Annotated in this window: 29 protein-coding genes and 1 riboswitch; of the genes, 22 read left to right on the forward strand and 7 right to left on the reverse strand. The window is 41.3% G+C overall.

The window, feature by feature from the left end:
- Positions 1 to 2 precede the first annotated feature (2 nt).
- The 5 genes from NSS78_RS05655 (at position 3) to spxA (ending at position 3712) form a co-directional block, all read left to right on the forward strand.
- The gene (locus NSS78_RS05655) at positions 3 to 1091 is read left to right on the forward strand and encodes an ABC transporter ATP-binding protein (protein ID WP_095117782.1); all 1089 of its coding nucleotides are present in this window, start codon (positions 3 to 5) and stop codon (positions 1089 to 1091) included.
- Between the two features lies 1 nt (position 1092).
- Positions 1093 to 2013, forward strand: a complete 921-nt coding sequence (locus NSS78_RS05660) for an ATP-binding cassette domain-containing protein (RefSeq protein WP_106035866.1) — start codon at positions 1093 to 1095, stop codon at positions 2011 to 2013.
- A gap of 106 nt (positions 2014 to 2119) precedes the next feature.
- Positions 2120 to 2407, forward strand: a complete 288-nt coding sequence (locus tag NSS78_RS05665) for a hypothetical protein (protein WP_050945281.1) — start codon at positions 2120 to 2122, stop codon at positions 2405 to 2407.
- Positions 2408 to 2544: 137 nt separating this feature from the next.
- Positions 2545 to 3123, forward strand: coding sequence for a GNAT family N-acetyltransferase (locus tag NSS78_RS05670; RefSeq protein ID WP_058014295.1), 579 nt, complete (start codon positions 2545 to 2547; stop codon positions 3121 to 3123).
- Positions 3124 to 3316: 193 nt separating this feature from the next.
- Positions 3317 to 3712, forward strand: coding sequence for a transcriptional regulator SpxA (spxA, locus tag NSS78_RS05675; RefSeq protein ID WP_003211421.1), 396 nt, complete (start codon positions 3317 to 3319; stop codon positions 3710 to 3712).
- 39 nt (positions 3713 to 3751) lie between these two features.
- Here the strand turns inward: spxA and NSS78_RS05680 are convergent, their stop codons facing one another.
- Entirely contained in the window at positions 3752 to 4417 is a 666-nt protein-coding gene (locus NSS78_RS05680) for a TerC family protein (protein ID WP_050945279.1), read from the reverse strand.
- Between the two features lie 262 nt (positions 4418 to 4679).
- Here NSS78_RS05680 and mecA point away from each other — a divergent pair, with 262 nt between their 5' ends.
- From mecA to pepF, 4 genes are all read left to right on the forward strand, one after another.
- Complete coding sequence (gene mecA, locus NSS78_RS05685) at positions 4680 to 5345, forward strand: adaptor protein MecA (protein ID WP_050945278.1); 666 nt, start codon at positions 4680 to 4682, stop codon at positions 5343 to 5345.
- Positions 5346 to 5430: 85 nt separating this feature from the next.
- Entirely contained in the window at positions 5431 to 6951 is a 1521-nt protein-coding gene (gene cls / locus NSS78_RS05690; RefSeq protein WP_050945276.1) for a cardiolipin synthase, read from the forward strand.
- 161 nt (positions 6952 to 7112) lie between these two features.
- A complete protein-coding gene (locus NSS78_RS05695; RefSeq protein WP_050945274.1) occupies positions 7113 to 8273 on the forward strand; it encodes a competence protein CoiA family protein in 1161 nt (386 codons plus the stop codon).
- 214 nt (positions 8274 to 8487) lie between these two features.
- A complete protein-coding gene (gene pepF / locus NSS78_RS05700) occupies positions 8488 to 10314 on the forward strand; it encodes an oligoendopeptidase F (RefSeq protein ID WP_282959899.1) in 1827 nt (608 codons plus the stop codon).
- A gap of 100 nt (positions 10315 to 10414) precedes the next feature.
- Here pepF and NSS78_RS05705 read toward each other — a convergent pair whose 3' ends face one another.
- The 5 genes from NSS78_RS05705 to NSS78_RS05725 all read right to left on the reverse strand — a co-directional run bounded on the left by NSS78_RS05705 (position 10415) and on the right by NSS78_RS05725 (position 13833).
- Positions 10415 to 10588 carry a hypothetical protein gene (locus NSS78_RS05705; RefSeq protein ID WP_226805021.1) on the reverse strand — a complete coding sequence of 58 codons (174 nt, stop codon included), beginning with the start codon at positions 10586 to 10588 and terminating at the stop codon, positions 10415 to 10417.
- A gap of 296 nt (positions 10589 to 10884) precedes the next feature.
- The gene (locus NSS78_RS05710) at positions 10885 to 11796 is read right to left on the reverse strand and encodes a ClpXP adapter SpxH family protein (RefSeq protein ID WP_212046070.1); all 912 of its coding nucleotides are present in this window, start codon (positions 11794 to 11796) and stop codon (positions 10885 to 10887) included.
- Positions 11793 to 12191, reverse strand: coding sequence for a thiol management oxidoreductase (locus NSS78_RS05715; RefSeq protein WP_008355333.1), 399 nt, complete (start codon positions 12189 to 12191; stop codon positions 11793 to 11795). The genes NSS78_RS05710 and NSS78_RS05715 overlap by 4 nt, the downstream gene beginning before the upstream one ends.
- A 274-nt stretch (positions 12192 to 12465) precedes the next feature.
- Positions 12466 to 13233, reverse strand: a complete 768-nt coding sequence (locus NSS78_RS05720; RefSeq protein WP_212046069.1) for a lytic transglycosylase domain-containing protein — start codon at positions 13231 to 13233, stop codon at positions 12466 to 12468.
- A 21-nt stretch (positions 13234 to 13254) separates the two neighbouring features.
- Entirely contained in the window at positions 13255 to 13833 is a 579-nt protein-coding gene (locus NSS78_RS05725) for a CYTH domain-containing protein (protein WP_212046068.1), read from the reverse strand.
- Positions 13834 to 14069: 236 nt separating this feature from the next.
- On the opposite strand from NSS78_RS05725, the gene NSS78_RS05730 reads away from it, so the two are divergent.
- From NSS78_RS05730 to NSS78_RS05745, 4 genes are all read left to right on the forward strand, one after another.
- On the forward strand, positions 14070 to 14435 hold the full coding sequence (locus NSS78_RS05730; protein ID WP_212046067.1) for a hypothetical protein: 366 nt from the start codon (positions 14070 to 14072) through the stop codon (positions 14433 to 14435).
- Positions 14436 to 14468: 33 nt separating this feature from the next.
- Complete coding sequence (locus NSS78_RS05735) at positions 14469 to 15098, forward strand: GTP pyrophosphokinase family protein (protein WP_003211990.1); 630 nt, start codon at positions 14469 to 14471, stop codon at positions 15096 to 15098.
- 65 nt (positions 15099 to 15163) lie between these two features.
- On the forward strand, positions 15164 to 15964 hold the full coding sequence (locus NSS78_RS05740; RefSeq protein ID WP_003211364.1) for an NAD kinase: 801 nt from the start codon (positions 15164 to 15166) through the stop codon (positions 15962 to 15964).
- A gap of 44 nt (positions 15965 to 16008) precedes the next feature.
- Positions 16009 to 16875 (forward strand): RluA family pseudouridine synthase, encoded by an 867-nt coding sequence (locus NSS78_RS05745; RefSeq protein ID WP_137054783.1) that lies wholly within the window; start codon positions 16009 to 16011, stop codon positions 16873 to 16875.
- A 42-nt stretch (positions 16876 to 16917) separates the two neighbouring features.
- On the opposite strand, the gene prpE is transcribed toward NSS78_RS05745, so the two are convergent.
- Complete coding sequence (prpE, locus tag NSS78_RS05750) at positions 16918 to 17661, reverse strand: bis(5'-nucleosyl)-tetraphosphatase PrpE (protein ID WP_212046066.1); 744 nt, start codon at positions 17659 to 17661, stop codon at positions 16918 to 16920.
- A 162-nt stretch (positions 17662 to 17823) separates the two neighbouring features.
- On the opposite strand from prpE, the gene NSS78_RS05755 reads away from it, so the two are divergent.
- The 9 genes from NSS78_RS05755 (at position 17824) to fabI (ending at position 26043) form a co-directional block, all read left to right on the forward strand.
- On the forward strand, positions 17824 to 19665 hold the full coding sequence (locus NSS78_RS05755) for a monovalent cation:proton antiporter family protein (protein WP_212046065.1): 1842 nt from the start codon (positions 17824 to 17826) through the stop codon (positions 19663 to 19665).
- 59 nt (positions 19666 to 19724) lie between these two features.
- Positions 19725 to 19834, forward strand: a riboswitch (TPP riboswitch).
- 78 nt (positions 19835 to 19912) lie between these two features.
- The gene (gene tenA / locus NSS78_RS05760; RefSeq protein WP_342468311.1) at positions 19913 to 20623 is read left to right on the forward strand and encodes a thiaminase II; all 711 of its coding nucleotides are present in this window, start codon (positions 19913 to 19915) and stop codon (positions 20621 to 20623) included.
- Positions 20598 to 21215 (forward strand): thiazole tautomerase TenI, encoded by a 618-nt coding sequence (gene tenI / locus NSS78_RS05765; protein ID WP_003211366.1) that lies wholly within the window; start codon positions 20598 to 20600, stop codon positions 21213 to 21215. Before tenA ends, tenI begins: the two co-directional genes overlap by 26 nt.
- Positions 21199 to 22311, forward strand: a complete 1113-nt coding sequence (gene thiO / locus NSS78_RS05770) for a glycine oxidase ThiO (RefSeq protein WP_050945258.1) — start codon at positions 21199 to 21201, stop codon at positions 22309 to 22311. Before tenI ends, thiO begins: the two co-directional genes overlap by 17 nt.
- Positions 22308 to 22511 (forward strand): sulfur carrier protein ThiS, encoded by a 204-nt coding sequence (gene thiS / locus NSS78_RS05775; protein WP_044139614.1) that lies wholly within the window; start codon positions 22308 to 22310, stop codon positions 22509 to 22511. Before thiO ends, thiS begins: the two co-directional genes overlap by 4 nt.
- A gap of 4 nt (positions 22512 to 22515) precedes the next feature.
- Positions 22516 to 23283: a thiazole synthase gene (locus NSS78_RS05780; protein WP_034322849.1), complete on the forward strand. Its 768-nt coding sequence runs from the start codon at positions 22516 to 22518 to the stop codon at positions 23281 to 23283.
- Positions 23280 to 24293, forward strand: a complete 1014-nt coding sequence (locus NSS78_RS05785; protein WP_212046064.1) for a thiazole biosynthesis adenylyltransferase ThiF — start codon at positions 23280 to 23282, stop codon at positions 24291 to 24293. The genes NSS78_RS05780 and NSS78_RS05785 overlap by 4 nt, the downstream gene beginning before the upstream one ends.
- 16 nt (positions 24294 to 24309) lie before the next feature.
- Entirely contained in the window at positions 24310 to 25116 is an 807-nt protein-coding gene (gene thiD, locus NSS78_RS05790; protein WP_212046063.1) for a bifunctional hydroxymethylpyrimidine kinase/phosphomethylpyrimidine kinase, read from the forward strand.
- A 150-nt stretch (positions 25117 to 25266) separates the two neighbouring features.
- Positions 25267 to 26043, forward strand: coding sequence for an enoyl-ACP reductase FabI (gene fabI / locus NSS78_RS05795; protein ID WP_003211867.1), 777 nt, complete (start codon positions 25267 to 25269; stop codon positions 26041 to 26043).
- Positions 26044 to 26072: the final 29 nt, after the last annotated feature.

Genomic DNA, 26072 nt, shown 5'->3' on the forward strand with positions numbered 1-26072 from the left:
GAGTGATTAGGATGGAACGTGAACGTATTCTAGAGGTGAAAGACCTTGCAATCTCATTTAAAACATATGGTGGAGAGGTTCAAGCCATTCGTGGTGTGAACTTCCACTTAAATAAAGGCGAGACACTTGCTATTGTAGGTGAATCTGGCTCTGGTAAAAGTGTGACATCACAGGCCATCATGAGATTAATCCCGATGCCGCCGGGTTATTTCAAGCGCGGACAGATCCTGTTTGATGGGCAAGATATTGTCAAGAAAACTGAAAAACAAATGCAAAACATTCGAGGAAAAGACATCTCAATGATCTTCCAAGATCCGATGACTTCCTTGAACCCAACGATGAAGGTCGGGAAACAAATTACAGAAGTGCTGTTCAAGCACGAACAAATTTCAAAAGAAGCGGCTGAAAAAAGAGCCATTGAATTACTGGAGCTTGTTGGAATTGCAATGCCTGAAAAAAGAATCAAACAATACCCACACGAATTTAGTGGCGGGATGAGACAACGGGTTGTCATTGCGATGGCACTCGCAGCAGATCCAAAGCTATTGATTGCCGATGAGCCGACAACAGCTCTAGATGTAACAATTCAGGCGCAAATTTTAGAATTAATGAAAGAAATTCAGCAAAAGGTTGAAACGTCAATTATCTTTATTACGCATGATCTTGGTGTTGTCGCCAACGTCGCTGATCGTGTAGCTGTTATGTATGCAGGTCAGATTGTTGAGACAGGAACTGTGGATGAAATTTTCTACAATCCACAACATCCGTATACATGGGGACTATTGGCATCAATGCCAAGCCTAGACACAGATGGCGGAGCTGAAGGAAAGCTGACTGCAATCCCAGGAACACCGCCAGATCTGACAAACCCGCCGAAAGGAGATGCATTTGCACTCCGAAGCGATTATGCAATGAAAATTGACTTTGAACAAGAACCGCCAATGTTCAAAGTATCAGATACGCATTATGTGAAATCATGGCTACTTCATCCAAATGCACCTAAAGTTGAACCGCCTGCTGCTGTAAAGGCGAGAATGCGTGAACTAGAAGGTAGCTACGAAAAACCTGTATTAGTAAAAGAGGGTGAATAGCATGGCAGAAAAATTGTTAGAAATCAAAAATTTAAAGCAGCATTTCCATACAGCAAGAGGAACGGTGAAAGCAGTTGACGGCGTTTCATTTGATATTTACAAAGGTGAAACACTAGGTCTTGTAGGTGAGTCTGGATGTGGTAAATCCACTACGGGCCGATCCATCATTAGACTTTATGATGCGACAGATGGCGAGGTTCTTTATAAAGGAGAAAATGTACACGGGAAGAAATCAAGACAAAAAATGCTTGAGTTCAACCGTCAAATGCAGATGATCTTCCAAGATCCATATGCCTCACTGAACCCTAGAATGACAGTCCTTGATATCATTGCAGAGGGCATCGACATTCATGGCCTTGCGAAAACAAAGCAAGCGCGTAAAGAGCGTGTGTACCAGTTGCTTGAAACCGTTGGATTGAACAAAGGGCATGCAAACAGATATCCGCATGAATTCTCTGGTGGTCAAAGGCAGCGTATCGGAATTGCCCGTGCATTAGCAGTTGAGCCAGATTTTATTATTGCCGATGAACCAATATCTGCATTAGATGTGTCGATTCAAGCACAGGTCGTTAACTTAATGAAAGAACTGCAAGAAGAAAAAGGCTTAACGTATTTATTCATTGCCCATGACCTGTCCATGGTAAAATACATCAGCGATCGTATTGGCGTGATGTATTTCGGGAAATTGGTAGAGCTGGCACCAGCGAATGAATTATACGAAAATCCGCTTCATCCATATACAAAATCATTACTATCTGCGATTCCGCTTCCAGATCCAGATTATGAGCGTAACCGCAAACGAATCAAGTATGATCCGTCCGTTCACAAAGGAACAAACACTGATTTCCGTGAAGTGAAGCCAGGTCACTTTGTGAGCTGCACAGAGGAAGAATTCAAAGAGCTTCAGGCAAAACAATTATAAGAAGGAAGGAGCACTGCTATGTCAGTGCTTCTTTTTTTTATTTTACAAAAAAACGAGATGATGGTAATTTCTAGTTAACAACAAGCGGGTTCTAGGAGGAAATCAGATGTCGATATGGAAGACGTTTCGTTATTCATTCTTTCACTTTCTCATTGTATTCATGCTTTTTTCAACGTCCTTTTTGAGAAAGCCAAATGGAGGACAGTGGATGCTCATATTTATGGTGCTCATTGGCATCGTGTCTTTTTCCGTGGAATATATGCTTCACCGGAAAACAAGCAATCAGAAAGAGGAAGCACGGCGCAGCAAGTATCTTTATTTCATCATGTTCCAAACTGGGATGACACTTATCCTGTTTGTCTGTTTTCAATTACTCATGAATCGTTCGATATAAAACTTTTTTTCTGTTGTTTGAAAAAAAGTGAAACTAGAGGAGACTTTGCTGCGTCTTACTAGTACAGGCGTTTAAATAGCAGGAAATCGGGAATATCTAAGGAAGTGGTTCTTAACGATATCATAAGGAGCGGATCCATGAATTGGTATGAAAAGCTCAGTGAATACTTCCCGATAGAAGAAATGAAGTCAAAAGAGCATATGGAAGCTTTATTAAAGGAAAGAAGTGATGTTTATCATAAGGAGGAAGGACCTCATCATGTGATGATGTACGCCGAATTTGATAATTTTATCTTTATTGATTATTTATTTGTTTCCAGAGATGCAAGAGGTGAAGGCCTCGGATCAAAGCTCATTCATAAGCTGAAGGAAAAAAAGAAACCGATCTTGCTTGAGGTTGAGCCTGTAGATGAAGATGATGCAGATACTGCAAAACGCCTAAAGTTTTACCAAAGAGAGCACTTCAAGCATGCAGAATCAATCGGTTATAAACGCAGGTCACTTGCAACAAATGAAGTGAACCGCATGGAAATCCTTTATTGGTCGCCTCTTACAGATAATGAAGAAGAAATGATGGAGGCTATGAGGAAAACCTATGAACGAATCCATACGTATAAAGATGAAGAATGGTATGGGCAGTCGTATGAAGATGTTGATGATGTATTGAAGGTCATTGAAAATAGAAAACAAAAAAATATTTTCGATCATCTCGACTAAATGAGAATGTTCAGACATCAAGCAACACGAGAAAATGAATGAAATTGTCTAGTTTTTGTCACAAAAATTGCAAGAAAATCTGTTCACACTTACTTTTTTATAGTATAATCACTATAAAGATTACTTATTTAGAACAATTTTAATTTAAGAATACAGATCAATATTCATTCTACAAATTGAGGAGTGAAGATTTATGGTAACATTATACACATCACCAAGCTGTACATCATGTAGAAAAGCAAGAGCGTGGTTAGAAGAGCACAATATTCCGTATCAAGAGAGAAACATCTTTTCAGAGCCTCTTTCAATCGATGAAATTAAAGAAATTCTTCGAATGACTGAAGACGGTACAGATGAAATTATCTCAACACGTTCAAAAGTATTCCAAAAGCTAAATGTGAATGTTGAGACAATGCCTCTTCAACAATTGTATAAACTGATCAATGAGCATCCAGGTCTTTTAAGACGTCCAATCATCTTGGATGAAAAAAGACTACAAGTTGGCTACAATGAAGATGAAATTAGACGTTTCCTTCCAAGAACGGTTCGTACATTCCAACTAAGAGAAGCTCAGCGACTTGCTAACTAATAGAAAAACGAAAAGCTGCCGATCATTTGGCAGCTTTTTTTATTTATTTTCAGCCGTTTGTTCGTAAAACAGGCTGGCTAAAATGACCATTACGACTGTTAAAAACGGAAGCATCAATTCAAGAGTCGCATGCTGAGCCATAAATTCATTCAATTTCACATCACGAACAATCATTTCACCGCCAGTAAAAGCCAAAAGAGCACTTCCTCCGTATAAAAGAAACGGGAATTTGGTGAAAGCGGCATGAATCAGCTTACTTCCCCAAATAATAATCGGTACTGAAATCATCAGGCCAAAAGCGGTCAGCAACATGTTCCCTTTTGCCGCTCCTGCAACTGCAATCACATTATCAAGTGACATAAAGAGGTCGGCAATCACAATGGTCTGAACCGCACGCCAAAGGGAGCCGCTGCTTTTAATGCGAATTGATTCTTTCTTTTGCTCAATTAACAAATTGTATCCTATATAAAGGAGAAAAAGTCCGCCGATAAATTGTAAATAAGGGATGGTCAATAAATAAACTGCGGCACCTGTCATTGTTATTCTCATCAGCACTGCCAAAAGTGTGCCGATCCATATGGCTTTATTGCGTTTGTCATTTGACAAGCTGCGGCTAGCCATCGCAATGATCAACGCGTTATCTCCGCCTAAAATCAGATCGATGCCAATAATCATCAGTAAGGATATGATCCATTCTGTTTCCATCCATTTCACCTCATGTCTAATAGAGCTCGTACAACCAATATATGAAGACAATTCAAATATATGTTTCTGTAAGTTTTCTCTGCAAAAAATGCGTTTTTATTTCTTTTATTCATGTTTTATCATAAAATAGACAGTACGAAGCAATACCTCAATTCTTTAAAAGGTTAACATGTAGACGGAACGGGTAAAGTGTAGTAAAGTACTATTAATTGGGAGCTTGTATGTCCCTTCAACATCTTATATAGAAGGGAAGGTTGGCAAAATGGAAATCGAAAGAATTAATGAACATACAGTGAAATTTTATATTTCCTACGGTGATATTGAAGACCGCGGATTTGACCGTGAAGAGATTTGGTATAATCGTGAACGCAGTGAAGAGCTGTTTTGGGAAGTAATGGACGAAGTGCACGAAGAAGAAGAATTTGCAGTTGAGGGACCGCTTTGGATTCAAGTGCAGGCACTTGACAAAGGTCTTGAAATTGTCGTGACGAAAGCCCAACTTTCTAAAGATGGACAAAAGCTCGAATTGCCGATTCCAGAAGATAAAAAAGATCAAACAGATGAAGAAAGTCTAGACGCACTGCTTGATGATTTTCAAAAAGAAGAGCAGGATCAAGAAGACCATAATGAGAAGGACAAAAAACTTCAACTTCAATTTGTGTTGAAAATGGATGACTTTGAAGATTTGATTGCACTTTCTCAATTAAATATGCAGGATTTTACCTCAAGTTTATATTCGTTTGAAAACCGTTATTATCTATATGTTGACTTCCACGAGGATTTGTCAGATGAGCAAGTGGAGAATAAGCTCAGCATTTTGCTTGAATATGCTCATGAATCAGTGGTCAGCATTTACAGACTGAAAGAATATGGTCAGCTGATTATCGAAGGAAATGCCCTTGAAACGATTCAACAGCACTTCTCGTAACCAACAAAAGTCGATTTCTATAGAGGAATCGGCTTTTTTATCGGAATGAATAGGTAAATAAAGAGATCGGCAAGGAGAAAATGAAATGAGAAATTTAGTCAAAGTTCTATTTTTTCTTATCATTACGATAGGTGCTTATTTAGTCATTCAATTAATTGCCGGTGATTTAGCGGTAAGTGTATTAAGTTCAGTCAGCGTTCTGTTCACTTTATCGATTATCTTCATCGGGTTTGTCATATTCTTGGAGAACCGGAATCCATCTCAAACGATAACGTGGCTTGTCCTGCTTGGCAGCTTTCCGTTATTCGGCTTTTTGTTCTACATTTTCTTTGGACGCAATATCAAAAAGCGCCGGTTGTTTGAAAAGAAAGCCATCTTGGACGAACAGTTAATCCAGGAAGATGAACATATTCATAGAGAAGCGATTGAGAAAATGACGCATATGGGTGATCATCAGCAGCTCTTATTTAAGCTGGCCCACAGACTTGGACATACCCCTATTACGTATCGCACGTCCTCTAAAGTCCTGACGAATGGAGAAGAAACATTCTCTCATATTTTTGAAGAAATCAAAAAGGCGACACATCACATTCATTTAGAATATTATATTCTCCGCCACGATGACCTTGGACAAGAATTAAAAGATATTCTCATTGATAAAGCGAAAAATGGCGTGATTGTCCGCTTTTTATATGACGATGTAGGGAGTTTAAAGCTCTCTCGTCAATATATTGCTGACCTCGAAAAGGCTGGCGTTCAGATCGTTCCATTTTTACCCGTGAGGCTGCCACTGTTAAATAATAAAATCAATTTCCGAAATCACCGAAAAATTGTCGTGATTGATGGAGAAGTTGGATTTGTTGGCGGGCTAAACATTGGAGACGAATATATGGGCAGAAGCAGACAATATGGATTTTGGCGTGACACGCATTTGATGATTAAGGGTGAAGCTGTTCGTGATCTGCAGCAGATTTTCATGCAGGATTGGTACTATATGACGAATGAGAGATGTGCAGGTGTGGAATACTTCAAAGATTTCACCCACATTGAGATTACAACAGAAGGCGTACAAATGATTGCTGGTGGTCCTGATAAACAGTGGGAGGTCATTAAAAATCTCTTTTTCTCCATGATTATCTCTGCCAAAAAGTCTATTTGGATTGCTTCACCATATTTTGTGCCGGATGATGATATTTTGTCTGCATTGAAAATTGCTGCATTAAGCGGAGTAGACGTACGGATTATTGCACCGAAGAATCCAGATAAACGGATCGTCTTCCATGCGTCCCGTTCATACTTCCCGGAGCTTTTAGAAGCAGGGGCAAAGGTGTATGAATATGATCAAGGCTTTATGCATAGTAAATTTATCATTGTAGATAGCGAGCTGGCTTCGATAGGCACGGCCAACATGGATATGAGAAGCTTTCATTTGAATTTTGAAGTGAATGCCTTCCTCTATAAAACGAAAAGCACTGAGAAGCTCGTGAACGACTTTTTAGGTGATTTAGAACAGTCGCACGAGATTGTCCCAGAAGAATTTGCAAAGAGACCGTTAAGGGTAAGACTCTTTGAATCAACAGCAAGATTATTATCGCCATTACTATAAAGATTGTATTTTCCCCCTTTTTATCAGGGGGTTTTTTCATTTTCCTCAAGAAAACATCAGTAAAATCATATTTTCACACAATAAAAGCTCATTTTGCCTATTCGCTCTCTTATAGACGAACAAGCTATAATACGGTCATCAAAAACTAAGGGGCGAGCTGAATGAATACAGCGATCATGGATAATGGAAAGCTTATTCGAATTACACATCACTTATCTAAAAACAGGTTGGAGCATGTCAGGACAACGTGCAAATTTTACTGCCCTGAATGCAGGGAAGAAGTGCAATTAAAGCTTGGTGAACAACGTGTTTATCATTTTGCACATAAACAGCTGACAGCATGTCCACTAGCCTCAGGCGAAACGGCATATCATCAGGCGGGGAAAGAAGCCATGATGAATTGGCTTCAGCAGCTGGGACATAAACCAGTGCTTGAAAAGTATGTGTCAATGGTTCATCAGCGTCCTGACGTGACCGTCTCTATTGGAGGAACAAGCTATGCAATCGAATATCAATGCTCAAATATTTCACGGCAAGAGCTCCGTAAAAGAACAGCAGGACTCCGCGAAGCAGGGCTCTTCCCTATATGGGTCCTAGGAGCAAATCGTTTAAAGCGAAAATCTGCCCAGCTCTTTTCCTTCTCCTCCATTCATTGGGGAATGCTAAGGGAATCACAGAAAGGAAGTCTGATTTTTTATTGTCCGCTCCAGAATCGATTCATCCATCTTGCTCAACTCCTTGTATTTCAACCAACGAAAATATGTGCTGCCATGACTGTCAGACCGCCAACAGCATACCGCAAACTTTCGGATATCCTATCGCCGCCATCAAGCAAGCGTCAAGTTTCTAAGCAATGGCTAAGGTGCATACAGCAATTTAGGCAGCGGCCTCCTCGCATTTTATCAAATGAAAGCAAACGATTGAGAGACGTTTTTTATGAGCATCATCAAACAGCTTTCCCTTTTCTACCGGCTGAATTATTTATCCCGCTGCCAGAAGCGTACATCTTTACAAGTCCCGTTTATGTCTGGCAGGGGTGTCTATATGATTGGATAATAAGGAAAAAAGGAAGCAGTCCAGTGACGATTCAACTGCTGATGAAAGAAATCAAGCGGTGTATCCAGATGAAAGAAGTAAAGCTTCGATATGGGGATGTTTCAATAGAAGAATTAAAAGAGGTTATCACATCATATGTTCATGCGCTTGTCAGACAAGGGTTTTTACACATGACGAAAGAGGGTAATTATGAAGTAGCGTCAAATCAAATGCCGATACAAACAGTAGATGAAGCGTTCAAACGAGATGCTTTCTTATTTCATTAGCATGTTTCATGCCCACTTTGATCATGATAAGAAAAAGGTGGTGCTGCGATTGAATAGAAAGAAACGCTTTTTTCTCATTTTTTTAGTCTGTTTGGTATTTATTTCTGCATATGATTTGACAAATATAGTTCAAAACAAAGAAGATAAATACAACACCAATTTCTTTCACTTTCCGAAAGGTTGGTTCAACACAACTTATGCAAGGGGGATTCATATGACTTCACAAAGCAAAAACAACCATTTACCAGACAGAAGCGAAGTAAAAGAAGAAAACAAATGGCGACTTGAAGATATTTTTGAAAGCGTCGATGCATGGAACAAGGAATTCGAAGCGGTCAAAAAAGAAATTCCTAAGCTCGCCCAATTTAAAGGCAAGCTCGCCCATTCTGCTGATGTACTGTATGAAGCCCTAACCTTTCAGGATCAGCTTTCTGAAAAGCTTGGTAAGCTTTATACATATGCGCACATGAAATACGATGAGGATACAACTAATTCATCATTTCAAGCGCTAAATGATAAAGCATCGAATTTATTTACACAACTCTCTAGTACTTCTGCTTATATTGTTCCAGAGATTTTATCGATTCAAGAAGATAAATTGCAGCAGTTTATTCTGGAAAAAGAAGAATTAAAACTGTATTCTCATGCTCTTGAAGAAATTAATAAAGAACGTCCACATATTTTAAGTGAGGAGCAAGAGGCCTTATTAGCTGAGGCATCTGAACCTCTCTCAACTTCATCTACTACTTTTAGTATGTTTAACAATGCTGATATTTCGTTCCCTTCTGTAAAGGATGAAAATGGGGAAGAAAAGAAAATTACCCACGGCAACTTTATCACATTTTTAAACAGTGATGACCGTGAAGTGAGAAAGAATGCCTTTAAAGCTGTGTATAAAACGTATGATCAGTATAAAAACACGCTTGCTTCAACACTGAGTGGTTCGATTAAAAAGGATAATTTTTATGCAAAAGTACGAAATTATAAATCGGCAAGAGAATCAGCACTATCTCGAAACAGTATCCCAGAAGAAGTATATGACAATCTAATTGATACAGTTCATCAATATTTACCGTTATTACACCGTTATATTGAATTGCGTAAAAAGGTGTTAAAGCTTGATGAAGTGCACAATTATGACTTGTATACGCCACTTGTAAAAGATGCTGGCATGAAGCTAACCTACGATGAAGCAAAGGATTATATGCTAAAAGGGTTAGCGCCATTAGGAGAAGAATATGTGTCCGTGTTAAAAGAGGGACTCAATAATCGCTGGGTAGACGTTTATGAGAATAAAGGGAAACGTAGCGGTGCGTATTCATCTGGAAGTTATGGCACAAATCCATATATCCTCATGAACTGGCAAAATAATATTGATAATTTATTTACACTGGCTCATGAATTTGGGCACTCCGTCCACAGCTACTATACAAGAAAGCACCAGCCATATCCGTATGGAAACTACAGCATCTTTGTAGCTGAAGTAGCTTCTACGACAAATGAAGCGTTACTTGGCGAATACCTGCTGAATCATCTAGATGATAAAAAGCAGCGTTTGTATGTGTTAAATCACTTGCTAGAAGGATTTAGAGGAACGGTATTCAGACAGACGATGTTTGCTGAGTTTGAGCATTTGATTCATGTGAAAGCACAAGAAGGAGAGGCTTTAACGCCAGAATTCATGACGAACCTTTATTACGACCTGAATAAGAAGTATTTTGGAGACGGCATGGTTGTGGATAAGGAAATCGGATTAGAATGGACGAGAATCCCTCACTTCTATTACAACTATTATGTCTATCAATATGCTACAGGCTATAGTGCTGCACAGGCATTAAGCAAGCAAATCTTAGAAGAAGGAAAACCAGCGGTAGAGCGCTACACAGATTTCCTTAAAGCAGGAAGCTCTGATTATCCAATCAATGTGCTGAAAAAAGCAGGTGTTGATATGGCTTCTAAAGAACCAATCGAAGCAGCATGTCAATTGTTCGAAGAAAAACTAAAAGAAATGGAAGAACTCATCTCCACAACGGGTGAGTAATGAAAAGACTTCTGTCAGACGTGTGAGTGCATACTCATCTTTTGACAGGAGTTTTTTTCACAAAAAAGACCTCTTCACATGTAGAGGCCGTTCATTCTCATCAACCTTTAAATCCCTTAAAGGTCTTCCGGTGGTTCAGTCGATAAAGTGTAAAAAGTATTGCAGCAAATAAGAGAGGCGATGTGAGATAAAGGGGAAGCATTTTCATTAAGCCTAATATGTTTAAAAAGAAACATAAGCCAATGGAAACAAGTCCAATGGTTGTGCTGCGCATGCAGATCCCTCCATTTTTTCGTTACTTTCACTATATGAAAGTGACAACCCTCTTATGTTTTGTGACAAAAATATGAACATATAGTATATCTGTTGTCATAAGTCGACAAAATTTGATATACTACAGATGTGAAATTAATCACATACAAACATTACCCCTTTGTTTGACCGTGAAAAATTTCTCCCATCCCCTTTGTTGTCGTTAAGACATAGTGAAACCGCGCTTATCCCGGCGCGGTTTCTTCGTACCTAAAAATAGAACAAATGTTCTTTTTGGAAGTGAAGAAAAAACATGGGTCAGCACCCATGTTCATTCTCACAGCGATAGACATCAAGATCTGAATGATGATCATCTTCTTTATAGCGCCAAAACATTTCTTGCTGCACTTGTACACGTTCGACTTTTTTAGCGAAAGCCAGCTTTTTCATTTCTCGTTCAACTTCATCAAGTGTCAGGTCATAAACGACCGCAATCTCTTTGGCAGATGCAAATTGAAAGTAAGCAATAAACCATTCAATTGGAGGCCGTTCTGAAGGGGTTGGTTTTTCACCAATCATTTCAAAAAGGATTTCCTCGTATACATCATAAGAGTACGCACCTGAAATTTTTAATCCTTCATCTCCGTTTACTGTATTAAAAAAGGCAAAGGTCGGAAGCTCAGACACGTCCATTTCAGCGGCAATTTTCATATCACATTTTAGTGCTTTGACAGCACTTTGAGAATGAATATCGCGCTGGAATTCCTCGATGTCTAGTCCAGCGCTTTTTGCATTTTCTAGCAGTACATGTTCACTTGTGACATCTTGCTGATGGCAAAAAAGTGATTCTTGAATGAGTCGCAGAAATTTCATTCCGCATTTTCTACCTTGAAGTTCAGCCGCTTTTAATGCAAGCGAGGCGAGATAGGGTGAAGTCACAATTTGTTCAGACAGCATTTGTTCTTTTTTGGTCTGAGTTTTGGTCGCAAATTTCCCCCATGCTTCAGTCAGTAAATGCTTTTTTCTTTTCCGATTCAATGCATTAATACTAGAGCTTGTTACCGTTCGTAAAGTGAAAAAACGGCCGTACTTCATTTTTAATTTTTTAATGGATGGTTCTAATAACCAGCAGTCTGGACTTAGAGGGTCAATGAATACATAGATTTCAATCGGCTTTTGAGGATGTCCGTGACAGTGTGAGAAATATTGATCGTGCGTATTGCAGCTCAAGATCGTCCATCCTTTTCAGGTGTTTGATTGACCATATGACGAGCCGTTAAAGAAAGTCGCTCAAATAAAAAGTCACGAATATCGCCGGTTAATCCTACTTGATCCATCGCATCCTCCATGCATTCAAGCCATGCGTCAGCCCGCTCCTCAGTAATCGGAAAAGGGAGATGTCTCGCCCGTAGCATAGGGTGACCATGCTCCTCTGTATAAAGCGGGGGTCCGCCTAAATATTGCGTTAAAAACTGTTTTTGTTTTCTTGCTGTTTCTTTTAAGTCATCCGGGAAAATAGGATGAAGCAAAGGATGACACTTTACATTTTCATAAAAAGTATCAACAAGTTGCGACAGAAGTTCCTCTCCAACCGCTTCGTAAGGTGCGTTAAACGATTGTACCATGTTGACTACTCCTTTTACTCGTAGTTAATAGGATGAAGCGCCCTATTGTGAATTCATTTATTTCAAAAGTGATATTCAGTTTGTTCTATTTTAATGTTTCTATTCTTGTACTTATTTTAACAACCTCATCTCAATTCCACAAACAAACCGCTTTGGTCTATTGGAAATAAGGGGAGAGGCGGGTTCCGTGATCAATTGACCATATCATAACACATTCAGTCAAAAAAGGGTGAAAAGCGACATACAAAAAACCGAAGAGGTTATTCTCTTCGGTTTAAGCGAAATATTGTGCTGTAATTTTCTTTACATAATTTTGTGTTTCTTTAAATGGTGGAATGCCGCCGTATTTATCAACATTTCCTGAGCCTGCATTATAAGCAGCTAAGGCGAGTGAGACATTTCCATTATATTTCTGAAGCATTTGTTTGATATACTTCGTGCCGCCTTCGATGTTTTGAGCCGCATCAAAGGCATTATTCACGCCAAGTGACTTAGCTGTAGATGGCATAAGCTGCATAAGGCCAAGCGCGCCTGCATGGCTGACCGCATTCGTACGATAGCCAGATTCTTGCTTAATGACCGCATGAATTAGCTTTTCTGGAACACCATGTTTTTGAGCCATTTGTGACACAATTTGATTAATTTCCTTTGATGATGAGCCGCTTGAAACAGCCTTTTGAAGCGGCGGCGTGTAGCTGTTGTTTAAGACATTCCCAATACCATTTGCTGTATTCAATTGAGCGTCATTCGCATATGAAGGTTGAGCTTGAAGCTGCTCACCGCCAGCGATAGCAGATAAGTATGGGTTTGTACGCGCGTATTGCGTGTTCGGAGCTGTTGATGGGTCCGTTCCCATAAATGCAGAAATTGAAAGCGGGAGGCGTGATAATTCTGATCCGCCTAAAAAATCTTGCAGCAGCGACTGAAATGAAGCTTGTGCAGTCGATTCTTGGCCGCCCGGCATTTGCGTTTGTCCAGGGTCTGATTGTAACGTTTTAAGCGCTTGGAGCTGCATAAAGGATTGAAGTTGATTGACGTTCATCATGTTCCTCCTTCAAGGAATTCATCTATTCTGTGTTTTCATTTTCTCTTCATAAAAACGTACGACTTTGTTTTTCGTGTTTCGAACAGGGATTTGGAATTGTTGGAGCAATGCGGAGAATGCGGCTTGTCCGATTTCCAGGTCGCTCACTTCAAATTCAAGTTCATGGTCCTCTACTGTTAAATATCGGCTGTGATCCAAAACAATTAAGCCTTCTTTGATCATTTTTTCAGCTCTTGACGTTTCAAGTGAACCAAAATACACAATTTGATCCTTTTGAATGTTCAAATGATCTAGCCTGTCAGCCACTTCACCTTTTGGCAGCTGGAAATCGGCAAGGCTTGAAGGAGGAGCGATCGTTTGGTGGGTTTCGAGCAAGCCTATTTCGTGTGGTTCCTTTAACGTGAGAACCCACTGACCGTTTCTTTCTCTCATTCTTAATGCAGCGAATTGAGATTTTATATCAAATTGAGGTGTATCAAAGTAATGGTTGGTTTGCGTGTGAAAATCCGAATCCTTCAATTGAAAATGTTGTTTCAACTGTTCAAATTCTTCTTTCATTAACAATTGCTTTAGTTCTATTTCAATTTCCTGTGCCATTTTGACATCAACCTTTCATTTAGAGGAAATATGATTATTGTACATGAAGTATGTTCATCATGTAAAAGACTGTTTTTATCTATTATTTCTCTTTCCACATGTGCCAAAATCAATGGATAATTACGTGAAAGGATCATTTATAAGAAGAAAATAGGATTTTCTCAATAAGTTCGGTTTATCAATATTGAACTTGATATGATAAAATAAAGCTGTACTTTGTTGTAAAGGAGATCATGATGCAAAACCGAATTGAAATCGCAGAAGCAACTTTAAAAGAAGACAGGCTGATTTTGACGACCAAGTCAGAAGAGCAAATCCAAAAAGCAAAAGCATCAGGACAAATGCTTGTTGATTCTGATCACTTTGCGTTCGTTTACATACTTGAAAACGAGGAGTCCTTTTCATATCTTATCTTAGGGGAACATACATGGACTCCATTAAAAGAAGCAATGAATCTTGACATCCCTGTCTATTTGACAGCGGGAGGACATTCGTTAGAACTCATTCAGCTTCATCAAGAATTACATTATTTAATCGACAATATTAAAGACAATGCCAATTACGGAGATATGGAAGAGAAAGTGAAGAGCACATTCCTCTGAAATAATTAGGTATATGGAATTGGGGGAAGTTTCATGGACAAAAAACAATGGGATCAATTCCTCGCACCGTATAAACAAGCAGTCGAAGAATTAAAAGTGAAACTAAAAGGCATTCGAAAGCTGTATGAATTCGAGGATGACCATTCACCAGTAGAATTTGTTACAGGCCGAGTGAAACCTGTTGCCAGCATATTAGAAAAGGCAAAGCGTAAAAACATCCCAATGCATGAAATCGAAACGATGCAGGATATTGCTGGGCTTCGCATTATGTGCCAGTTTGTAGAAGACATACAAGTCGTGAAAAAAATGCTCCAGTCACGAAAAGACTTCGTGGTTGTTGATAAACGCGACTATATTGCAGAGCATAAAGAAAGCGGATACCGTTCGTACCACCTTGTTGTGTTATATCCGCTGCAAACGATTAATGGAGAGAAGCAGCTCCTCGTCGAAATCCAAATTCGTACACTTGCGATGAATTTTTGGGCGACCATTGAGCATTCTCTGAATTATAAATATAGCGGGAATATCCCGGAGAAAGTCAAGCTGCGCCTTCAAAGAGCTTCCGAGGCAGCATCTCTTCTTGATGATGAGATGTCTGAAATTAGAGGGGAAATTCAAGAAGCACAAGTGGCATTTTCCCGGAAAAAGAAAAACGATAGCTGAGCCTGTGCTTGATCAAATATGATGCTGCCCTCTCATAGCAGCAAGGTGGAAAAGGAGAAGAATTCATGAAATTTGCAGTTTCTTCGAAAGGGAATTCTGTATCTGACACACTCAAAAGTAAAATTCAGACCTACTTATTGGATTTCGGGATGGAACTTAATGAAGAGGAACCCGATCTTGTCATTACGGTTGGTGGAGACGGCACCCTTCTTTATGCGTTTCACCGTTATAGCGACCGTCTGAATGAAACAGCTTTTGTCGGTGTTCATACAGGTCATCTTGGTTTTTATGCTGACTGGGTGCCAAGTGAAATTGAAAAACTCGTTTTAGCTATTGCGAAAACCCCTTATCACATTGTGGAATATCCGATCTTAGAAGTCATTGTCAGATACAACGATGGCGGCAGAGAAGAGAAATATTTAGCCATGAATGAATGTACGATTAAAAGTATGGAAGGGACACTTGTGGCAGATGTTGAAATTAGGGGTCAGCTGTTTGAAACATTCAGAGGTGACGGTCTTTGTCTGTCTACACCGTCTGGCAGTACAGCCTATAATAAAGCACTTGGGGGCGCCATTATTCATCCTTCCATTAGAGCCATTCAGCTGGCAGAAATGGCTTCAATCAACAACAGAGTGTTTCGAACGGTCGGTTCGCCGCTTATTTTACCAGACCACCATACTTGTGTCATTAAACCGAGGAATGATGTCGATTTTCAGGTAACCATTGATCATTTGACGCTGCTTCATAAGGACGTCAAATCCATTCAATGCCGGGTAGCAGACGAGAATGTCCGCTTTGCCCGATTTAGACCATTTCCGTTTTGGAAAAGGGTGCAAGATTCCTTTATCGGAAAAGGTGAATAAGAAAGAGGTCGTTCTCGCTGGAATACTTTACACTAAACAAAACCATGACAGCCAAAGAAGAAGGGCTGCTTTTAAAGGATTATTTAATAGATATTGGCATTTCGAAAAGAATGCTGACGGATATTAAATTTGATGGCGGTGATCTCCTCATTAATGGAGAGCATGTGACTGTGAGATACAAGCTGCATAACGGAGACAGGCTCACCATTTTATTCCCAGAGGAAAAAGTGAGTGAAGGGCTAAAGCCTGCTCCGATTCCGCTTGATATTTTATTTGAGGATGAGCATGTCCTTGTGCTGAATAAAAAGCCATATATTCCGTCCATTCCTTCTCGGGAGCACCCAGAGCACAGTATTGCGAATGGATTGCTGCATCATTATGCAGAGCAGTCTGTTCGGCTGACGGTTCATTTAGTGAACCGCCTTGATCGTGATACATCTGGCGTCATGCTTGTGGCCAAGCATCGCTTTGCCCACAGCCTTTTATCAAAAGCGCAGAAAAGTGGAGCGGTCAAACGAACATACAGAGCGTTTACACATGGCATGATCAAAGAAAAGCATGGAACCATTCGTGCAAAAATTGCCCGAAAAGGAGATAGTATCATCGAGCGAATGGTCGATGATACTGGGCAGGAAGCTGTGACGCATTTTACAGTGCGAGCGGTGGATGCTGAGTTGAACATGTCAGATGTGACGCTGGCACTTGAAACGGGGAGAACCCATCAAATTCGTGTTCATATGCAGTACCTTGGTCATCCGCTCATCGGAGATACGTTATATGGCGGGACGAGTGAGCAGATGAACCGGCAGGCACTGCATAGTGAGACTCTTGTTTTTCCTCATCCGATGACCGGGGAGGAAATGACATTCTCGGCTCCGCTTCCTGAAGACATGAAATCATTGCTGCTTTAAATAGAAAAACCCGGCTACCTGCAAGCGCAGGACCGGGTTTTTTTATGATGTGAAATGCTGAAACCTTGAATCGTCATAAGGCATAGAGGAAGGAACAGAAACCGTTTCAAGCTCAGGATATTTAAGGGCAGACAGCCGGTGGCCAAATACACAGCCTGTATCAATGTTGACGGTTCTGCCAACGAATCGCGGTTCTTTCACTGGTGTATGTCCGTAGACAATCCATGGTTTTCCGCGATATTCCATTGCCCAATCCTTCCGCACAGGTCGCCCATCCGGCCACGTTTCTCCTGTGACTGCGCCAAATAATAGATAGGATCGCATTTGTTTGTTCGGCTTTCTTCCAATGTCCTTTTCCTTCATCGCTGCGTGAGCAATCATCAGTTCATCAGGAATAAGTACATCGTAAAGCGGAGCCTTCTCAAATAGCTGCTTAAATTCATGTGACAATTTGGTTTGTTCATGAAGGGGCAGCTTTTTTATTTCGTTCACTGTGGTTTCAATGCCATGAAGTAATTTCACCGGATTTCCTTTTAAATAGCGATAAAGCTTAAAGCAATGGTTGCCAGGTACGTAGCGGATCGCGCCGTGTGCGTAGGCATGAATGACAAATCGCATGACATCTACTGACTGAGGTCCTCGATCTGTTAAATCACCGACAAGTGCTAGCGTTCTCTTATCAGGATGGACGGGTAATCCATGTTTGAATTCGTATCCTAGTTTGTGTATGAGGGCAAGCAGCTCTTCGTAGCAGCCGTGGATATCACCAATGATATCAAATTTCATAAGATTTCCTCCTGATTTTTCTCATCCATTCATCGGGGTTAAAGAAGTTTGAATTTTAGAACATATAACGAATGGCTTTCTTTTCATTTAGGCAATTGTTAGAATCAATGCTTTAACGTAAACCTTAAAAGATTAAACATCAATGTTAGGAGGCTTTAGCCAATGGAGCATACATCTGTTTCATCACTCGTTGTCGTTATTATTGTCGCCTTTTTCACCCCACTTTTATTGCACCGATTTAAGCTGACCATTCCGGTCGTTGTTGCTGAAATCATCATGGGGCTCATCATTGGAAAAAGCGGTCTTCAACTGGTAGTTGAACATGATGCATGGTTAGATACGTTATCCATGCTCGGTTTTATTTTTCTGATGTTTTTAAGTGGACTTGAAATAGATTTTTCTTCTTTCGAGTCAAAGAAGAAAGCACGAGAACTACCAAATGGTCTAAAAGAACCGAATACGTTTAAAGCAGCCACTATTGTTTTTCTTGGCGTATTTAGTATTTCTTTTATTCTGTCCTATGCGTTTGTCCTTGCAGGGTTTATCCAAAATGCCTTTTTAATGACGCTCATTATATCGACGATCTCATTAGGGGTAGTGGTTCCCACCTTAAAAGAGGAAAAATTGATGCAGACGAATATCGGTCAAATCATCTTGCTTGTCGCTGTCATTGCGGATTTGGTGACGATGATTTTACTTGCTGTATTTTCCTCCATTTATGGCGATGGTACAGGGAATATGTGGCTTCTGCTCTTATTATTTGCTGCGGGCATCCTTCTTTATTTATTTGGCCGCGTATTTAAGACAAAGTCAATTTTTCAGTCCATGTCAAAAGGGACCGTGCAAATTGGGACAAGGGCGATCTTTACTCTCATTATAGTCTTAGTTGCTTTATCTGAATCACTCGGTGCTGAAAATATTCTTGGGGCGTTTTTAGCGGGCGTACTTGTGTCCCTTCTTTCGCCGAATAAAGAGCTTGTCCAGCAGCTGGATTCATTTGGCTACGGATTTTTGATCCCCATCTTCTTTGTGATGGTTGGAGTGGATTTGAATATATGGGCACTGTTCAAGGACCCAACTATTATGATCATGATCCCGCTGCTATTTATTGCATTACTGATTAGTAAGCTCATCCCGATTCTTTATTTGAAAAAATGGTATGACATGAAAAAAGTGATCGGCTCTGGCTTTTTATTAACATCGACATTATCACTCGTCATTGCAGCTGCGACGATCGGGGAGCGGCTCGGAGTCATTGATCATAAAATGTCCGGCGCGCTGATTTTAGTCGCGATACTCACGAGTATTTTAACGCCAGTTTGGTTTAAAGCACTGTTTAAAAAAGAACAAGCTGTGAGCCATAAAAAACGTGTGACCTTTATTGGTGCAAATCAGCTGACCTTACCTGTCACACTCGATTTACATCAGGATGAATATGATATTCGAATTTTGCATGTCTTTCAAGAAAATAAAGAAGCGATGCTCGCCGACTCCATCTTTGAAGTCGAATCAATTGAAGAGTACGACGATGAGACGCTGCGAAAGGCAGGCGTTGGCCAGGAGGATGTCCTCGTCGTCGCAACAGGCAGTGAGACGAAAAATAAGGAAATTGCTTTATTTGCAAAGGAAGAAGGAGCAAAACAAGTCATTGCGAGTGTGAGCAAAGCTGAGGCAGAGCTAACATTGAAGGAAGCGGGCATTGATACGTTTTCTAATTTCCTATCATCTAAAACGGTGCTAAGAGCCTTGATTGAAGCACCGGATGCAATTCGATTATTAACAAATGAGGATACTTCCTTGTATCAAATTCAAATGAACAATCATCGCTATCACAATGTCATGCTGAGGGAATTTCCGTTTACCGGCGATTTGGTCTTTGTCCGTATTTTCAGAGGGATAGACAGCTTAGTACCACATGGAGATACGACGCTTAGAAGCGGTGACCGTGTGCTTGTGTCGGGCTCTCGTGAGTATGTAGCAGGACTTAGAGCCCAATTAGAGTGAGAATGAACCCTTGACCAATGAACAATTCCTGATTAAGATAGAAGTACAACATCATATATTTGATCCACTAGGGGAGTCCTTTAAAAGGGCTGAGATAAAAGTATCGACTTTTAGACCCTCATTACCTGAACAGGTTCATACCTGCGTAGGGAAGTGGTGCGGTTTTTGATTATGCTTTTTACAAATTCCAAGCCACTTTCCATACGGAAAGTGGCTTTTTTATATGGAAAAACAGGAGGAGAGAAACATGACATTTTCAACTGAATGTAAAGAAGCAGCAGCACCATGGTGGAATGGAAGCTTTACACACCCCTTTGTGAAAGGGATTGGCGATGGCACGCTGTCACTCGATCGTTTCACGTATTATGTGATGCAAGATTCATATTATTTAACTCATTTTGCAAAGGTGCAAGCATATGGAGCGGCAATTAGTGAGGACTTACATACGACCGGCAGAATGGCGTATCATGCGCAGGGAACGTATGAAGCAGAGCTGTCGCTGCATAGAAAGTTTATAGAGCTTTTAGAGATTTCAGATGAAGCCATCGAGAACTTTAAGCCTTCTCCCACTGCATATGCGTATACGTCTCATATGTACCGATCTGTGAAAAGCGGACGATTCGAAGAGATATTAGCTGCGTTATTGCCGTGCTACTGGCTTTATTATGAGGTGGGTGAAAAGCTGAAACAAACCACACCTGACCATCCGATTTATCAGGAATGGATTTTGACATATGGAGGGGATTGGTTTAAGGAACTTGTCTTTGAACAGGTCAACCGCTTTGATGAACTAGCCGAAAAAGCACCAGAACATGTACGGGCCAATATGAAAGAAAATTTTGTGATTTCAAGCTATTACGAATACCATTTCTGGGAGATGGCGTATCAAAAAGAAATGTGGCAAACAGCATGCTTAGATGGGGTTGGTGCAAATGGAACTCCACGCAGTGACAAATGATTCGCTTCCTGCGGGTGAGCTGATCAAACAAATAAAAAACATTGCACCTGAAGTGGATTTTATTCATATCCGAGAACGGTCTAAAACAGCAAGTGAGCTTGTTGATCTCGTGAAAGGTCTCCTTTTAGAAGGTGTACCGAAAGAGAAGCTCATCATCAACGACAGAGTAGACGTTGCACTGCTCACCAATATTCACCGGGTACATCTCCCGGGCCATAGCTTTTCGCCAAAAGAGCTGCGGCAAAAATTCCCTCATCTTCATGCGGGCGTCTCTGTTCATTCGATTGAAGAAGGGAAAGCAGCTGAGAAAAATGGAGCAGAGTATGTCATATTTGGGCACGTATATGACACCACTTGTAAACCAGGACTTCAGGCAAGAGGCGTACAGCTTGTGAAAGAACTGACATCTCTACTATCTATTCCAGTCGTGGCAATCGGTGGTGTGACACCTGACCGCATTCCAGAATTGAGACACGCGAATGTGAAAGGGATTGCTGTCATGTCTGGAATTTTTACTCATCATCAGCCGCGCAAGATGGCACAAGCATTTTCTAAACAAGTAAAGGAGCATCCTTATGAAGAAGCATTATGATGTGGCAATCATTGGTGGTGGAATCATAGGGATGTCCATTGCCTATCACCTTGCAAAAGCAGGAAAGCAGGTCGTCTTATTTGAGGCGAATGAGGTAGGGAAGCAAACGACAAGTGCGGCTGCTGGGATGCTTGGTGCACATGCTGAAGGAGAGGGTCATAAGGATATTTTTTTTCAAGTAGGCAGAGCAAGCCAGGCGTTGTACGAAAAGTTAAAAGTCGATCTACAGCATGAATCTGGCATTGATATTCGAACATCAGCGGGCGGTATCATGAAGGTAGCCTTTACAGAAGAGGAGAAACAAGCACTTTGCCGCATGCAGCATTTGTCTACATTTGAGTGGCTTGACGCAAGCAGCGTAAAAAAATGCATGCCTCAAATAGCAGAGAACATCTTAGGAGCAGGTTTGATTAAAGAGGATGTTCATGTCGAACCTTATGCGGTATGCCGGGCATTTTGGCAGGCGGCGGTCAGGTACGGGGCAGAAGTGAATGAGTGTACACCCGTGATCGAAGTGAAGCGGGAGAAAGAAGCGTTAGCGATTAGAACAACGAAGGGAACATTCACATGTGATGACCTCACTGTAGCAAGTGGTGTATGGTCTGGCCGTTTTTTTGAAGAGCTTGGATTATCTCATTCTCTTTATCCAGTAAAAGGGGAATGTGTGTCTGTATGGAATCATGGTCCAGCACTCCAACACACCATTTACCATGATCATAGTTACATCGTTCAACGAGATAGCGGCAAACTGGTCGTTGGCGCAACGATGAAGCCAAACGAGTGGCAAACTGTTCCGACGCTTGGCGGCATTGAAGCTGTTATTCAAAAGGCGTCACAGCTGATGCCTTCGATCAAGGAGATGCCGATTGATCAGTGCTGGGCTGGCCTTCGTCCGGCGACAAGCGACCGGCATCCTTATATCGGAAGACACCCGGAAGATCAGCGTATTCTTTTTGCTGCAGGGCATTACAGAAATGGTATTTTACTTGCCCCGATTACTGGAGAAATCATTCGCGACCTGATATTAGGTGAACCGGTCCAAAAGGAATGGCTTCACGCATTTCGTATTGGCCGAAAGGAGGCACTGTTTGTATGAAAATTCAATTGAATGGCAGAATCGTTGATTTCGAACAAGAAAATGGAACGATCTATGACCTGCTATCAGACTATCAGCTTGAAAATCGAGTAGTGATTGTGGAAAAGAACCAAGAAATTATCGATAAAGAAGCGTTTCAACAAGTGAAAATTGAACCTAATGACACGATCGAAATCGTTCACTTTGTAGGAGGAGGATGACAACATGCTGCACATTGGCGGAAAGACATTCACATCAAGATTATTACTTGGTACAGGAAAGTACCCATCATTTGAAGTTCAAAAAGAAGCCGTGAACGTATCAGAAGCAGAAATATTAACCTTTGCTGTGAGAAGAATGAACATTTTCGAAGCATCTCAGCCAAACTTTTTGGAGCAGCTTGATTTATCAAAATATACGCTGCTTCCGAATACAGCTGGTGCTAGTACAGCGGAAGAGGCAGTTCGTATTGCTCGTTTAGCGAAGGCTTCTGGACTGTGTGACATGATCAAGGTAGAAGTCATTGGCTGCTCAAGGTCTCTTCTGCCAGATCCAGTCGAAACGTTAAAAGCATCCGAAATGCTACTCGAAGAAGGATTTATCGTGCTGCCATATACATCTGATGATGTGGTACTGGCAAGAAAATTAGAAGAGCTTGGTGTCCATGCCATCATGCCAGGTGCTTCGCCGATTGGTTCAGGGCAAGGCTTACTAAATCCTCTGAATCTCTCATTTATTATCGAGCAGGCAAAGGTACCGGTGATTATTGATGCTGGTGTAGGCTCTCCAAAGGATGCGGCTTATGCGATGGAGCTAGGGGCTGACGCTGTATTACTGAACACCGCTGTGTCAGGTGCAAAGGACCCTGTGAAAATGGCTAAAGCCATGAAGCTGGCGATTGAATCAGGAAGGCTAGGCTTCGAGGCGGGACGTATTCCTTTGAAAAACTACGGGACAGCAAGCAGTCCGCAGGAAGGAATGCCGGCATTTTGAGCACACGTTATTCACGACAAGAGCTCTTTCAGCCAATCGGCATAGAGGGGCAAAAGCGGTTAAATGACTCAAAGGCTGTCATTATTGGTGCAGGAGCGCTTGGAACAGCTAGTGCGGAAATGCTCGTTCGTGCTGGCGTTGGATCTGTCACCATTTTGGATCGAGATTATATTGAATGGAGCAACCTTCAGCGTCAGCAGCTTTACACGGAGCAAGATGTACAGGATCGACTGCCAAAGGCTGTGGCGGCTGAAAATAGACTCAAACAGATAAATAGTGACGTGCAGGTCAAAGGAATTGTCATTGATGTGACCGCTGAACAGATTGATGAACTGGTCAGCGGAGCTTCAATCATTGTTGATGCAGCGGATAATTTTGAGGTGAGAATGATCGCTAATGATGCTGCCGTCAAACATCAAATTCCATTCCTTTATGGAGCTTGCGTCGCCAGCTATGGTATTCAATTTACTGTCATTCCTGGTGAGACGCCATGTTTACACTGCCTGCTTGAACATTTACCCGCACAAGGCATGACTTGTGATACAGCCGGTATCATTAGTCCAGTTGTGCAGCAGGTGGCAGCATATCAAGTGGCAGATGCTCTGAAGTATTTAACAGGTCATCAAGTGACGCCAATTTTAAGATCGTTTGATTTATGGACCAATGAGCGGTCTGACATCCGATCAGCCAGCTCCTTAAAGAAGAAGCAATGTCCAAGCTGCGGACTGAAGACATATCCTTTTCTCTCCTATGACAAGAGAGCGAAAGCAGATGTACTATGCGGCCGCAATACGGTCCAAATCCGCAGTGCAGCCGAAACCCCGCCGCCATTACACGAAGTGGCTCTTCGGTTAAAGAAAGCAGGGATAGATGTCCTTGAAAATCCGTATTTGCTTTCCTGTCAAAAGGATGAATATAAGCTTGTCTTATTTAAAGACGGCAGAGCTCTTGTCCATGGCACAAATGATATGGCAAAAGCAAGAACCATTTATCATCAATGGATTGGCTAATGAGAGGTGTGATGAAATGACGATCAAAAAAGCATTCACAATTGCAGGTTCTGATTCTGGCGGCGGAGCAGGCATTCAAGCTGATTTAAAAACCTTTCAGGAGCTCGGTGTGTTCGGAATGTCTGCGATCACAGCGATTACAGCACAAAACACACTAGGTGTTCACGGAGTATATCCGCTTTCAAACGAGGCGTTAGAAAGTCAAATTGATGCAGTGGCAGAGGATTTACTGCCAGATGCCGTCAAAACAGGAATGCTGTGGAGCGCAGACATGATCAAGATAGTTGCTGAAAAAACGGTTCAATATGACATGAAGCTCATTGTCGATCCAGTGATGATCGCAAAAGGAGGCGCTTCTTTATTAAATGAAGATGCGGTCACAGCGTTGAAAACACACTTGCTGCCTGTCAGCTATGCCGTAACGCCGAATCTTCCTGAGGCAGAAGTGCTGACAGGCATGCGGATTCAGACAAAAGAGGATCGCTATCTAGCAGCGGAGCGTTTATATGAGCTTGGTACGAAACATGTCGTGATCAAAGGCGGTCACGGTCCATCTGACGGAATGATTACAGACCTATTGTATGATGGAAAAGGCTTTATAGAAGTCACAAATGAACATATTGATACACCGCATACACATGGCACAGGCTGCACGTTTGCAGCGGCATTAACAGCCGAAATTGCGAAAGGATCCTCCATGAGGGAGGCTTTTGACACAGCAGAAACCTTTGTCCATGAAGCCATCAAGTTCCCTTTGAATATTGGGGCTGGACACGGACCTACCAACCATTTTGCTTATCAGCAAAACCGGCTCAAACGATAAGAAAATCGAACCGTCTTCATTTGTGAGGACGGTTTTTTGATGAAAAAGAAACTTTCTTTCTGCGGAAATTGTCATTCTCTCATGATCTGTGATAATATTATGATCAGGTACTAATACTATGTCTTGAAAAAATAGGAGGCTTTATTACATATGAACTTTTCTTTAGAAGGCCGTAATATCGTGGTAATGGGTGTTGCCAATAAACGAAGCATCGCTTGGGGAATTGCCCGCTCACTTCACGAAGCTGGAGCTCGTTTGATTTTTACTTATGTTGGAGATCGTCTTGCTGAATCTGTAAAAGAACTTGCAAGCACACTTGAGCGTGATGATTCAATCATTCTTCCATGTGACGTGACAAGTGACGAAGAAATCGAAAAATGTTTCGCTACAATTAAAGAAAAAGTACAAGTTATTCATGGCGTTGCGCATGCGATTGCATTTGCAAACAAGGAAGAGCTTGTCGGTGAATACTTAAACACGAACCGTGAAGGTTTCCTTTTGGCGCACAACATTAGTGCATACTCTTTAACAGCTGTAGCAAAAGCAGCACGTCCATTAATGACAGAAGGTGGAAGCATTGTCACGCTTACATACCTAGGCGGAGAGCGTGTGGTTTCTAACTACAACGTAATGGGTGTAGCAAAAGCAGCACTTGAAGCAAGTGTGAAATACTTAGCAGCTGATTTAGGCGCAGAAGGTATTCGTGTGAATAGTATTTCTGCTGGTCCAATTCGTACGCTGTCTGCAAAAGGCATCAGTGGTTTTAATACCATTCTGAAGGATATTGAAGAGCGTGCACCGCTTCGCCGTACAACGACTCCTGAAGAAGTTGGCGATACAGCTCTATTCTTATTCAGTGATCTATCACGCGGCATGACAGGTGAGAATCTGCATGTTGATTCTGGCTTCCATATCATTGCTCGCTAACCAATTAAATGATTTGCAGCATACCGAAT

This window comes from Bacillus sp. FSL W8-0920 (assembly GCF_038593215.1).
Taxonomy (GTDB): Bacteria; Bacillota; Bacilli; order Bacillales; family Bacillaceae; genus Bacillus; species Bacillus pumilus.